The 12,729-nt window shown below is 38.9% G+C and carries 10 protein-coding genes; 4 read left to right on the top strand and 6 right to left on the bottom strand.

The window, feature by feature from the left end:
• Positions 1 to 112: 112 nt before the first annotated feature.
• Together HEQ36_RS14840 and HEQ36_RS14835 are read left to right on the top strand one after the other, a co-directional pair.
• Complete coding sequence (locus HEQ36_RS14840) at positions 113 to 460, top strand: hypothetical protein (protein ID WP_053540560.1); 348 nt, start codon at positions 113 to 115, stop codon at positions 458 to 460.
• A 34-nt stretch (positions 461 to 494) separates the two neighbouring features.
• Positions 495 to 854, top strand: a complete 360-nt coding sequence (locus HEQ36_RS14835) for a hypothetical protein (RefSeq protein WP_053540561.1) — start codon at positions 495 to 497, stop codon at positions 852 to 854.
• A 182-nt stretch (positions 855 to 1,036) separates the two neighbouring features.
• Here HEQ36_RS14835 and HEQ36_RS14830 read toward each other — a convergent pair whose 3' ends face one another.
• Complete coding sequence (locus HEQ36_RS14830; RefSeq protein ID WP_168636394.1) at positions 1,037 to 3,127, bottom strand: serine/threonine-protein kinase; 2,091 nt, start codon at positions 3,125 to 3,127, stop codon at positions 1,037 to 1,039.
• 122 nt (positions 3,128 to 3,249) lie between these two features.
• Positions 3,250 to 4,959 (bottom strand): serine/threonine-protein kinase, encoded by a 1,710-nt coding sequence (locus HEQ36_RS14825; RefSeq protein ID WP_168636393.1) that lies wholly within the window; start codon positions 4,957 to 4,959, stop codon positions 3,250 to 3,252.
• A gap of 478 nt (positions 4,960 to 5,437) precedes the next feature.
• Here HEQ36_RS14825 and HEQ36_RS14820 point away from each other — a divergent pair, with 478 nt between their 5' ends.
• Entirely contained in the window at positions 5,438 to 6,940 is a 1,503-nt protein-coding gene (locus tag HEQ36_RS14820) for a phenylacetate--CoA ligase family protein (protein ID WP_053540564.1), read from the top strand.
• A gap of 161 nt (positions 6,941 to 7,101) precedes the next feature.
• On the opposite strand, the gene HEQ36_RS14815 is transcribed toward HEQ36_RS14820, so the two are convergent.
• The 3 genes from HEQ36_RS14815 to HEQ36_RS14805 form a co-directional block, all read right to left on the bottom strand.
• On the bottom strand, positions 7,102 to 8,034 hold the full coding sequence (locus HEQ36_RS14815) for a cobalamin-binding protein (RefSeq protein ID WP_053540565.1): 933 nt from the start codon (positions 8,032 to 8,034) through the stop codon (positions 7,102 to 7,104).
• Between the two features lie 374 nt (positions 8,035 to 8,408).
• Positions 8,409 to 8,933 (bottom strand): hypothetical protein, encoded by a 525-nt coding sequence (locus tag HEQ36_RS14810; RefSeq protein ID WP_039203296.1) that lies wholly within the window; start codon positions 8,931 to 8,933, stop codon positions 8,409 to 8,411.
• A complete protein-coding gene (locus HEQ36_RS14805; RefSeq protein WP_039203295.1) occupies positions 8,923 to 9,132 on the bottom strand; it encodes a hypothetical protein in 210 nt (69 codons plus the stop codon). Before HEQ36_RS14805 ends, HEQ36_RS14810 begins: the two co-directional genes overlap by 11 nt.
• Before the next feature lie 204 nt (positions 9,133 to 9,336).
• On the opposite strand from HEQ36_RS14805, the gene HEQ36_RS14800 reads away from it, so the two are divergent.
• Entirely contained in the window at positions 9,337 to 9,678 is a 342-nt protein-coding gene (locus HEQ36_RS14800; protein WP_081424301.1) for a hypothetical protein, read from the top strand.
• Positions 9,679 to 9,734: 56 nt separating this feature from the next.
• On the opposite strand, the gene pruA is transcribed toward HEQ36_RS14800, so the two are convergent.
• Complete coding sequence (gene pruA / locus HEQ36_RS14795; protein WP_168634713.1) at positions 9,735 to 12,713, bottom strand: L-glutamate gamma-semialdehyde dehydrogenase; 2,979 nt, start codon at positions 12,711 to 12,713, stop codon at positions 9,735 to 9,737.
• Positions 12,714 to 12,729 lie beyond the last annotated feature (16 nt).

Raw genomic sequence — 12,729 nt, 5'->3', positions numbered from 1 at the left:
GTTTTACGTTAAGTTGACACCAATGAAGCTCTTGCTTTACCCCTACGTTTAGAATCAAACAATCAAGCCGTTTTGAGTATAATACACAAATTAAAGACTGAAATCCTACTTAATGAACAACACACCAATTATTCTTTATAGACAAGGAAATGCCAATTCCCCCAGAATGGATAATGTTCGCCCTGATAAAGATATTGCTTGCTATGATCAGGATGGGGAAGTATGGGTTATGACTACTTTAGCAGATGGGGAATCAACAGGGGGAATATCAACATTTGCTAATCCAGGTTATGGTAAAAATTGGTGGCAATTACAAGCAGGAACAAAAATACCAGAACAGCTAGAATTAGTTAATGACTATGATAATCACTGGCTGTGGAAACCCATTCAAGATATGCCATTGGAGGATTATAAAAAAGAATTACAACAGATAGGTACGTATTTCTCTAAAGTTAATTAATAATAGTTACAGTCATCATTGGAAGGAATTAGCTATGGATTTATCATTTAAAGATATCAAGTTCATGATCGAAGCTGTTGATAATTTGATGGTAAAATACCAAGAAAGAATCAATCAAATTGAAGACTCGGATGAATATGAAGATGAAGTTTCTGATCTAGGAAATGATATAATGTTTTTATCATCTCTTCGCAAAAAAATAGATGATAGTCTAAACGATAGTGTTAGTCCGCAAGTAAATACTTCTATTTTCACACCACTTTCTATTGGGAGGAGAAAATACAGTAAAGAGGAAATCCTAAAAGCCGACTCAAAGCAGTTAGAAGCAATAATAAAGGCATCAACCAATCACCCCACCGCACATATAAAGTCTGGGTTTGATGAGGATAAATAGCTTCACTCTTTCTTGGTAAGCCATACTCTTAGACCTCACAGATACAGCACTTCCCCATGTTATGAGGTACAAGAACCCCACCCCCAACCCCCTCCCCGCAAGCGATGAGGGGGTTATGATATACGTCATATAATTGGAAACGGCTGTAATTTTTATGGCTTACGCTACGCTATCCGTAAGTCCTAATTATTTTCAGGTGTGGGTGTTTCTGTGAGAGTTGGTTCTTCTGTTGGTTCTTCTGTTGGTTCGGGTTCTGGGGGATTTTCTGCGGTTAGGGTGAGTTGATAATCTACGGATTCTGAGGCTGTGGAAACAACAACAAATTCATAAAATCCTTTTTCTGGTAATGTTGCAGATATCGTCCGTGTTTGAGAGTCTTGTAGTAATGGGTTTTTCCCAGAGGGGGAATAAATTGAGAGTAAAACTTTTGAATTTGCTTCTAGTTTCACTTCCATATTTTGATCTTTGGCTAGTCCAACAATAAAAACTTTACCTTTTCCTGGTTGGAGAGTTCCACTCACTGTTTTACCTGTAGTGCCTTCAGGAAAGACTATTGTTTCCAATATGCTTTTGTCAAGAATGGCGTTAAGTTGATCATTGACAAATGCGTACCAAACTTGTCCAATGGGTTGGTTAATAAAACTTTTACTCTTTTGTTCGGGAAATTCACTGAAAAAAGCGGCATCACTTAAATCATATAAAGACCGACTACCAACGTTGATTTGATTGATTTGAGCTTTCCAGGTGGCACGTTCATCCCCAGTATAATTTCCCAGTTGACGGCGGGAGTCAGCAGTGATGGCTGTTAGCTTTTCTAGGACTTCGGCGGCGGTTTTATCCCATTCAGCTCGTAAATTTTCATCTTCTGGATTATCACTAAGAATACGCCCCTTTAAATTGGGATATTTTTCCCGGAAAAGTTGGCTTACTAGCTTAACATAAAATTGATAATTTATATCTAATTCTTCACGGCGATCGCTCAATTTTTGTTTGCGTTGTCTTTCTTCCGGTGAAAAAGTTACTTCTGTTTTTGCTGTTTCGGTGGAATGGGGACTGGGTAAAATTATCGGGTTATTTCCCTGTAAATTGTTGGTAGGGGTTTTAAGTTTTTGCCAATATAAATAACTCCCAATAGTCAGGAAAAAAACGAGAATCAAAACATTTTTTCCTGTCCAAATACCTGGTTGGGGAGGAGTGGGAATCATCACGGGTTCAGGAACGGGGATTTTCGGGGGAGAAATAGCAACTGTAGCAGATGTGGGGGGTTGAGTTTGCGGATAGCTAACAGATTGAGGGTTGAGGACTTGGAGAAGTTGACGGGCTGTTTGATAGCGTTGGTGTAACCCGCCGTAGGCATCGCTCGCAATTGGTGATAACATTTTGTCTATGATTTGTCCAAGTGCGGAACTGAGGCTGATTTCCCGTCGCCATTGCCAACTACAATTATAAGTATCAATTAATTCTTGGGGTTGTTTACCTGTCAGTAAAACTAACGTTGTGACGGCTAAAGCATATAAGTCACTGTGGGTGGACACCATACCAGTTTGCATCTGTTCTGGGGGTGCAAATCCTATTTTTCCTAACAAAGTGCCATTTGTGGGAGATGCTATTCCCCCTGTTTGGTAATATTGAGAGGCGACGGTGGCGGCTACTTGTTTAACACCTCCAAAATCAATTAATACTGGTAATTTATCACTACTCCGAAGCATTAAATTATCAGGAGAAATATCACGATGAATAACCCCCAGGGCGTGAATATATTCTAATACTGGTAAAATTTGCTGTAATAATTGGCGGATTTCTATTTCTGTAAATTTTAAACCCTGTTTTTGCCGACTATTTAATAAGGAATTATAAGTTTCACCATCTATATAATCTTGAACTAGAAAAAGACTTTCTTTCCCTTGTAAGTTGATGCGTAATAGTTCCCGAAATCGGGGAATTTGAGGATGTTGTAATTTGTAAAGTACACTTGCTTCTCGCTGAAAAAGTTCTTCGGCTTTTTGGACAATGTAGGGAGTTTGTACCTGGGGAAAAAATTCTTTTAAAACACAAGCTTCTCGAAAGCGGTTAAGGTCTTCTGCTAAGTAGGTTTTGCCAAATCCTCCTTGACCAATTTGCCGAATAATAACATAGCGATCGCCTAAAGTTTGTCCCGCTTGAATACCTTGATTTCTAGATGTCAGTACGCTGCCAATTCTGTCTCCACATTGGAGACAAAACCTACTACCCGACGGATTTTTATGCCCTTGAGAACAGTATATATTAGTCATTAGTCATTGGTCATTAGTCAGTTGTCAGTTGTCAGTTGTTAGTTGTCATTAGTCAGTTGTCAGTTGTCAGTTGTTAGTTCTGACAAATTACCTATTACCTATTACCCATTACCCATTACCCATTACTTATTTTCTACTTTATCAGATGCGATCGCATACCAGATTTGCAGAAAAGTTTTTTGATTTAGTTTCCCGCGTTCCTGACCAGGAAACAACGGGTCAAAGGTCTGATATGTATCTGCACGTAAATCCTGAAAAGATTTATAATTACCTAATTTTCCCGCTTTGGCTAACTGTTCCCAGCGTTGGGAATCCTGTTGACTATAACTACCTATTTTCTTTCTAGCAGGTTCACTTAAATTAGCCTTTTCTAGATTATTTAATAACTTATTAGCGATCGCATTCCATTGTGATCTCAAAGCTGCGTCTTCGGGGTTTTGAGTTAACTTGCGGTTGTTTAATTCTGGTTTTTCGGCATAAAAAACTTCATTAACGGTGTTAGTAAAAAATGCCGGAGAAATTTCTAACTGTTGTAGACGAATAAACACCTGTTGAATAGTGCGATTAGTTTGATTTTTTTCATCTTCAGGATTATTCTTAGATGGGATTTTGGGAAGTTCAACTTGCGGAACTTTAATTGAGGTTATTCCCTTAACTGCAAAATTTCCTAAAGCAAACATACCCGCACCTGTTGACAACATTACCGTAGTCATAATAAAGCTAACCATAAAAGGACGCAACCATTTTGGCATGGGTATTTTCTGAACAAACAAACTTGTCTGATTGTGGACACCACCATGAATACTGCGAACCCGCTTTATTCCTGGTGCTACCACCTGTGTTTTCAACTTAGTAATATAGGGATTGGGATTATTGTTAGAAGTTTGCATAATCTGTGGTGTAGATGAGGTAGATGGTAAAGGTAAATCTTTAATAACTTGTTCGGCTTTTTGATAGCGATCGCTCGGCTTATATGCCAACATCTTTTTTAAGACAGTCTCTAATTTGGGACTAACCTTAATTTCCTTACCCCAAAGCCAAACCCCATTAAAGCTATCATAAAGTAAATGTGGTTCTTTCCCCGTCATTAATACCAAAGCCGTCACCCCTAACGCATAAAAGTCACTGTTCTTATAAACTTTTCCCTGAAGTAACTGTTCCTCTGGTGCGTATCCCTTCTTACCTAACAAAGTCGCATTGACAGCCAATTGTGTCCGCAAAAAACCCTGAGAAGCTGGTAACTGTTTAACCCCTCCAAAATCAATCAATACGGGCAAATTATCACTTTGGCGCAAAATCAAATTATCTGGGGAAATATCGCGGTGAACTATATCTAAAGAATGAATATAAGTTAGCACAGGCAGAACATTATGTAGTAAATTAATTACCTCCTCCTCACTAAAAGACTGTCCTTGACCCCGACGCTGTTCAAATAATTGGTCATAATTATCACCCTCAATATAATCTTGCACCAAAAAGAAAAAATCCTTAGTCCCAATTTTGGCGGAAAAAGAAGCATGAAACCGGGGAATTTGGGGATGTTGGATTTTTTTGAGGACACTTGCTTCCCGTTCAAACAGTTCCTTAGCCTTTTGTAACTCCTGGGGTTTAACAACATTGGGGGCAAATTCCTTTAAAACGCAAGTTTTTCGAGATTTTTGCCGATCAATCGCTAAATAACTGCGGCCAAAACCACCTTGTCCTAATATCCGCGCAATTTCATAACGATTATCAATAACTTGTCCCACCGTCAAAGGTAATGCTTCACCGCACTGGGTACAAAAACGATGACCGCCATTATTTATGTGTTGTTGACTGCAATATATTTGCATGATCCGGGGAGATAAATGGAGAGTTATCAATGGCTACAAAAGCAACGAGGTAATTTACAGGAATATCCGGTAAGCGTAAAGCTCAGTGAGAGTGTCAAGTTCCCGCAGCCTCTAACAGCTAAAATTTTTCTTTAAAACTCAAACCTCAGTGCGTCTTTGCGCCTTTGCGTGAGACTAAAATTCATACCCTTAATCAGCAAGGACGGGCAGGATGCCCATCCCACAAAATTGGGTAATTTATTTTTTGGTGTTCCCTTGTCTCTTGTAGAGTGCGTCAGACCCGATAATTTTGTAAAAAACAGATTTCCTTTATCTGACGCACCCTACTCTTATTCCCAAAGCCGAAAACGACGCAATTTCGTTTATTGATATGATGGTAAGTTTGTACAGTGGGTAAATCCCATAGGTTACTAAAAAATTGCATTTATAGATAGAATTCTGAGAAAGAACAACCAGATTTTTTGGACAAACCAGCTTTATGAAACCACAAATATCAACACCAAGGGCAATCTTAGGATTAGAATATTTTATCTCAACTCCCTTAACAGACAAACTAAAACAGCACCTGAATATTGACAGTCAAGAAATAGCTTTGAGATTATTTCAAGATGTAGCTGCTAGTGTACCCGCTTATCAGGCATTTTTAGCAGAACGAGGCATAAATCCTCAAAATATTCAAACATTAGCAGATTTCCAAAACTTACCAAAAATTAATAAAGAAAATTATATTTCCCGTTATTCTTTGCCCCAATTGTGTAATAATGGAAAAGTAGGAAGCTGTGATATGATTGCCGCTTCCTCTGGCTCAACGGGTAAACCTACATTTTGGCCACGTTTCATCACCGACGAACTAGAAATAGCTACCCGCTTTGAACAAATTTTTCATGATAGTTTTCATGCCGATACTAAACCCAGTTTAGCAGTAATTTGTTTTACCTTGGGAACTTGGGTGGGTGGAATGTTTACCACTAATTGCTGTCGTCATTTAGCCGCTAAAGGTTATCCGATTACCGTCATTACCCCAGGGAATAATAAAACAGAAATTTTGCGAATTGTCCAAGAATTAGGCGGTAATTTTGAGCAAGTTGTTCTATTAGGATATCCACCATTTCTCAAAGATGTGATTGATACGGGTATTGCCAATGGAATGCAGTGGGGACAATATCACATTAAATTAGTCATGGCAGGGGAAGTATTCAGTGAAGAATGGCGCAATTTAGTTGGAGAAAGAATAGGTTCTCAAAATCCCTATGATGATTTTGCTTCCATGTATGGAACAGCAGACGCAGGAGTTTTAGGGAATGAAACCCCTTTAAGTATTTGTATTCGGCGGTTTTTAGCAGCCACACCTGCCGCAGCTAAAGCATTATTTGGAGAATCCCGATTACCTACTTTAGTTCAATATGATCCTTGCAGTCGTTTTTTTGAAGTAGAAGATGGAAATTTACTATTTTCTGGGAATAATGGTGTGCCTTTAATTAGATATAGCATTTTTGATCAAGGTGGCTTAATTACCTACACAGAAATGCTAGAATTCTTAGCAGAATGGGGTTTTAATCCTATTACAGAATTAAAAAATCATCGCGGAATTCACCAATTACCTTTTGTCTATGTTTTTGGACGTTCTAACTTTACAGTTTCCTATTTTGGCGCAAATATTTATCCAGAAAATGTCACAGTCGGACTAGAACAACCAATCATTAGAGAATGGGTAACGGGTAAGTTTGTTATCCAGGTAAAAGAAGATGCCGATAAAAATCGCTTTTTATCTGTAGTAGTAGAATTAGCACCAGGAATTGAAAATCAAGAGGAAAAAAGATTATCTATTACTGCGGCTATTCTTGCCCAATTATTGCGTTTAAATAGTGAATTTGCGAATTATGTTCCTCTACAATATCAAACTCCTGTAGTAGAATTAAAACCCATTGGTGATACTGAATATTTTCCTATAGGTGTCAAACACAGATACAGCAGAAGCTAGTGTCAACTTAAGGCTTGGCGAATGGAATTCGCTGCTATACAAACAAAGTCCGCCTGCGCGGACTAACGAAAAAACCAAGGATTTGAAACCCACGCAGGTGGGTTTTGCTTGTGTAGACGCGGTTTCTAACCGCCCGTTTAACTTACCCTTGATGGCAATAATTACAAAATTTGCCAAGCACTACCCTTATAACCATAGTCAAAAATATCTGGGTGCAATATTTCTGCTAAAATTTCCACAGAATCTACTAATCGCGGACCAGGACGGTTAAAGTAAGCGTTACCGTCGGTAATAAATACTCTTCCTGTTTGAGCAGCGTGGAGTTTTTTCCATTCTGGACGTTGAGTTAATAATTCTGCTTCTTGCTGAGTTCGTTGCAAATCAAAGCCACAGGGCATGAAAATAATCACATCTGGATTACTATCTACTAATGTTTCCCATTTGACATGAGCAGCAGGTTTACCAGTGATGCTAAATAATGGTCTTCCTCCTGCTAAGTTAATTAATTCAGGAACCCAATTTGCAGCAGTCATCAAAGGATCAGTCCATTCAATGCACACGACTTTAGGCAGTTCGGCGGTGGAAAGTCCTTGTAGTCTACGCTTGCAAATTCTGACACGGGCTTCTAGATTCTCCAGTATTTCTACTGAATCTACACCAAATGCGTGGCTAACCCGTTCAATATCACCCCAAGTATCCTGTAATGTATTGGGTTGTAGAGAAATAATGTGTGGCGAACTGTGGGTAAGTTGGGCAACTGCTTTTTCTACCTCCGGTAAACTGACGGCGCAGACATCACATTGATCTTGAGTGATAATATGGGTAGGGTGCAGTTTCTCTAAAACATCCACTTTGATTTTGTAAATACCCAAGGCAGATTGTAATAGATTGTCGGCTTCTTTGTGAATAGAATGGCTATTAGCGTCACCATTCAAACGCGCTTGGGTACAAACTGGAAGATTGACGATTTCGGGAGGATAGTCACATTCATGCGATCGCCCTACCATAGCATTAAACAAGCCCAGTTTGGCCACAATTTCCGTAGCACTAGGAACTAAAGAAATAATTCTTATATCGTTACTTGTATCAATCATAGTCTCACCCCCCTGGGAATAGGAGTCAGGAGTCAAAAATAGAGAATGGTGTTAAGTTGTTTTTAACAGATATTTCTACCTTCATTCTTGCATATTTTTAGAGAGATGGTATCTATCTTAAGGATGTTACTATTTGGATTTTGCGCTAATACGAAAACAAAAGTGTTTGTTTTAAGCAAGGCACGCAGTTATACATCATTAATTAGTAATTATAATTTGAAACGGAAATTGTATCTGGATCTAAGTAGGTGAACACAATAAAACCAATCTATGTAAAGAAAAGTAAAATCGCCCAAACCCTCTTCACTCTTGCCTCTTGCCTCTTGCCTTGCCATAACGAAGATTTTCAATGCTAACCTACTTAAATATCCAGACTAATAAGGTTCATGAATTGATTTACATTCCCAAAACATTCCCGGACCAACGGTTAAAATTTGCTCATTTGGCATCATTAATTCCCAATAAGCAAGCCCAGAATCATCTTCTAAATCCGGTTCTAAAATTAGTTCGTAATTAAAATCACCCTGAAATGATAAAGTAATTTTCATCTCATTACTCTTAGCAAGAGTGACAAAATTAGTCAGTTTCGTGTTTTCCAAACACTGTAACTGTATTTTAGCAAATTCCACAGCATTTTGATTATTTACTAACATAGATAAACTCCAGAAAGAACCCTTCCTTATCCTTAAATACCAAGGTGTAGCCCTAGTGCTAAGTTGCCAGCTTCCTTTACGTAAATGTGCTAATTTAGGATGATTGTAGGCAGTCATTTCACCAAAATGTAACTGTAATTCATCCCCATAACTAAATGTAATTTGATGGCAAGTTTCGCCAATAATTGGTTGAATAATTTGATTTAGATTTAGTATTGAATTAGCAATAGATGTTTTAGGAGTCATAATTAATATCCTCTAAAAATTCTTTAGCTTTCTGACGGAGTTCTGAATAAGTAAAATCACCTCTATCGTTTAAAGTTCCACCATAACCATTTCTTTTTTCTTCCTCCAGAAATATACCAAAAGCATTTCTTAATTCTGCTGACATCCGAAATTCTCTAGCAATTGAATCAACTTGTTTAATATCATCTTTTTTACCCATAAATATAGAGAAACCCTGATTTCATATTTTAACATCAAAATATCATAATTTGTCAGAATCAGGATTTCCAGGATTTAAGGATTAACAGGATAAAAAAGATCCCCGACTCATGTCATAAAATTGATGGTATGAATAACATTTTTATTTTGCGCTTAGATGAAAATGTGCATGATTTTATTCTAGACATAGACACACAGTTACGCTATGCTGGAAATACAAACAATGATTGGTGTGTCTATGAAAATAAGTCAACTATTAAAAATAGCCCTAGTTCCCATCTTGGCTATATCTACCCTTCTATCTATATCAAATACAGCACTAGCAGACTATTTGAGAGGTGAAGGTAGAGGAGGTGACTATATTTACGAATTATGGTCTACTGATGATGGTAGCAGTTACTACTTAAAAATTTGGTCTGATAAAGCAAATCCCAAAAAAGATCCAGCCTCTAAAACTAGAGACTTTAAATCTAGTAGAGAAGCATTAATTTATTTTGATTGTAACTACGCTGGTAAAAGCTTACCTGAGTGTCCCAAAAATAGATAATTAGTTTGAGATCCCCGACTTCTTTGAGAAGTCGGGGATCTTTGTGTATTATAAAGTTAGTCTGCACCCTCAATTGGGGCAAAACCTTGACGCTGGATGTTTTCTGTGATATGGCGTGGTTCTAGGAATTGCAAGAGGTAATCTGGTCCGCCGGCTTTGGAACCGACTCCAGAAAGTTTGAAACCGCCGAAAGGTTGACGGGAAACGATCGCTCCAGTAATATTTCGGTTAATGTATAAATTCCCCACTTCAAATTCCGCTTGTGCTTGTTCAATGTGGGAAGGTGTGCGAGAATAAAGACCACCAGTTAAAGCGTAGTTTGTGCCGTTAGCAACGTCTATTGCTTCTTGAAAATCTTTCACCCGAATTACTGCTAAGACAGGTCCAAATATTTCCTGCTGGGCGATAACTCCATCTGCGGGTACTTCCGAAAAAATCACCGGACCGATAAAATAACCTTGACTGGGTGCGGGTAATTCTAAGGCGACTTTTGCTTCTTGTTTACCTTTTTGAATATAATCCAAAATGCGATCGCGCGAAATAGCATCAATTACCGGACCAACTTGGGTACTGGGTAATTCCGTTTCTCCAATATTCAAAGATTTAGTTGCTTCTACCAACCTTTCCACAAAAGCATCATAAATAGGTTCAAGCACAATCACCCGTGAACAAGCAGAACATTTTTGTCCACTATAACCAAAAGCAGATTGCACAACGCCGACAACAGCCTGGTCTAAATCAGCACTTTCATCAACAATGATGCCATTCTTGCCTCCCATTTCTGCAATTACCTTTTTAAGATGCTTTTGACCAGGTTTGAGAATTGCGGCTTCTGCGTAAATTCTACAACCTACTTCTTGAGAACCAGTAAAAGCAATGACATGAGTATCAGGATGATTAACTAAATAAGCACCGACTTGAGAACCCTTACCAGGAACGTATTGAAAAACACCTTTAGGGATTCCCGCTTCTATTAAAATTTCCGTCAACTTCGCAGTAATAACAGAAGAAGTTTCCGCCGGTTTGAGTAAAGTACAATTTCCCGAAACCAAAGCAGCGACAGTCATACCGCAAGCAATAGCCAAAGGAAAATTCCAGGGAGAAATCACCACAGCGATTCCTTTCGGCTGGTAAATATAACGATTGGTTTCACCAACAACATCATAAATTACACCTTTATCCAGCCGTTCCATTTCCTCAGCGTAATAAAGACAAAAATCAATAGCTTCCGAAACTTCCCCGTCAGCTTCCTTAACCGGTTTTCCCACTTCCAAAACTATCCAAGCCGAAAGTTCAGCGCGTCGTTCCTCCATTAACTTCCCTGCTTGACGCAAAATATCAGCCCGTTGCTTGACTGGAGTTTTCTTCCAAGCAGGAAAAGCAGCCTTAGCAAACTTCATTGCTTCCTCAGCCTGTTCAACACTCAGCAAACCCACCTTACCAACAACCTGACTAAAATTAGAAGGATTAAGAGAATCAACAAACGTTGTAGTATTCACATATTCCCCATTTAGTAAGGGTAAATAAGTTTTCCCCAACTGCTGACGGACATTTTCAAAAGCTAAACTCGACTTATTCCTTCTTTCCTCTTCCGCAAAATCTGTATCCGCAACACCAACAAAACCTTCCTTCTCCTCTTGGCGACTTTGCGCCTTTGCGTGAGATATAATTGGTGCTGCTAACAACTCCTCAACGGGACGATTTTCCAGATTTTGCCGGAGAAAAGAACTATTTGCGGTGTTTTCTAATAAACGACGGATTAAATAAGACATTCCTGGTAATAAGTCACCGTAGGGACAATAAACCCGCACACGATAACCCTTATCTACCAAAGCTTTGGCGATTTTATCACCCATGCCGTACAGAACTTGCATTTCAAAACGACGACGGGGAACATTGAGATTTTCCGCAATTGCTATGGCGCGAGATTGCGATCGCACATTATGACTACCTATGGCAGAATAGACATACTGATGATTTTCTAGCAATAGCTGAGTTATCGCCTCAAAATTGGCATCGGTGGCGACTTTATCATTATAAACTGGTTGTGGCCAATGCTTTTGAGTAGCTTTGATGGTTTCTTGGTCCCAATACGCACCTTTAACTAGACGAATGGTGAGAGGATAACCCCGTTGTTTTAACCAAGCAATAATATCTCTAGCGTCTTGTTCGCTATCCCGCAGATATGCTTGTATTGTCATCCCAATATCTGTGCGTTGACGAAATTCCTCTTCCAGTAATAGCTTTTTGAGAATATTGAATGTGATATTTTTATAGGCGTATTGTTCCATGTCAAAATGGACTGCTGCACCCAACTCTTGAGCGCGACGGAGTAAAGTCCGAATATGATTGCTGACTCGTGCTTCACTACCTTGGGCATCCAAAGGATCAAATTGGGAATAAAACGCCGTTAATTTGACAGAAACCTGGACTTTGGGGATATTTTCGCCGTCAGCTTCATCAATAGCCGGAATTTTCCCCCAATTTTTGGATGCTTCCACCAACTGCTGCATCAATTCCAGGTATCTTTCTAAATAAGATTGCGCTTCTAATTCAGTAATTACCGCTTCACCGAGGAGGTCAATGGTGAAAGCCATTTTGTCTTTTCGCAGTCTCTCAACGGTTTTGATGACTTGCTTGATATTTTCCCCAGAAATATATTTATGTGCTAAAGTTTCTACCGCAGTTCCCACTGTTGTCGCGGCTACCTGTGCGGGCATAGAATCAGGGTTAGCAAAGTTTAAGATTCCTTTCAAAGCTGCGGGTAATTCTACGGAATCATCTCCCAAATATTCTTGCAAATGGGAGGCAATTTCTGATTTACTATGTAAAGCGGGCAAGGTATCTATGAACCGAAATAATTGTACTCGTAAACCTGGATTACTCATAGCCCAATCGAGCAATTTATCATCCCAACGCATTTGATCCCGTAAAGCAGCCAAAAATGAGCGATTTTCCTGGGTAGCAGCTAGAACTTGTTTGGCAATTTCTTGGGTTTTCGCTTCGTAAGTGTTGTTTTCTACTTGTAATACCATAAATTTTTTAGTTGTC

The organism is Anabaena sp. 54, assembly GCF_017355725.1.
Classification (GTDB): Bacteria; Cyanobacteriota; Cyanobacteriia; order Cyanobacteriales; family Nostocaceae; genus Dolichospermum; species Dolichospermum heterosporum.
This window is presented reverse-complemented; position numbering and strand designations above follow the sequence as displayed.

What these genes read in the sequence shown, in the direction of transcription:
- HEQ36_RS14835 (WP_053540561.1), top strand. Translation starts at nt 495, where the DNA reads ATGGATTTATCATTTAAAGATATCAAGTTCATGATCGAAGCTGTTGAT.
- HEQ36_RS14800 (WP_081424301.1), top strand. Translation starts at nt 9,337, where the DNA reads ATGCTGGAAATACAAACAATGATTGGTGTGTCTATGAAAATAAGTCAA.
- pruA (WP_168634713.1), bottom strand. Translation starts at nt 12,713, where the DNA reads ATGGTATTACAAGTAGAAAACAACACTTACGAAGCGAAAACCCAAGAA.
- HEQ36_RS14840 (WP_053540560.1), top strand. Translation starts at nt 113, where the DNA reads ATGAACAACACACCAATTATTCTTTATAGACAAGGAAATGCCAATTCC.
- HEQ36_RS14810 (WP_039203296.1), bottom strand. Translation starts at nt 8,933, where the DNA reads ATGACTCCTAAAACATCTATTGCTAATTCAATACTAAATCTAAATCAA.
- HEQ36_RS14820 (WP_053540564.1), top strand. Translation starts at nt 5,438, where the DNA reads ATGAAACCACAAATATCAACACCAAGGGCAATCTTAGGATTAGAATAT.
- HEQ36_RS14830 (WP_168636394.1), bottom strand. Translation starts at nt 3,127, where the DNA reads ATGACTAATATATACTGTTCTCAAGGGCATAAAAATCCGTCGGGTAGT.
- HEQ36_RS14825 (WP_168636393.1), bottom strand. Translation starts at nt 4,959, where the DNA reads ATGCAAATATATTGCAGTCAACAACACATAAATAATGGCGGTCATCGT.
- HEQ36_RS14815 (WP_053540565.1), bottom strand. Translation starts at nt 8,034, where the DNA reads ATGATTGATACAAGTAACGATATAAGAATTATTTCTTTAGTTCCTAGT.
- HEQ36_RS14805 (WP_039203295.1), bottom strand. Translation starts at nt 9,132, where the DNA reads ATGGGTAAAAAAGATGATATTAAACAAGTTGATTCAATTGCTAGAGAA.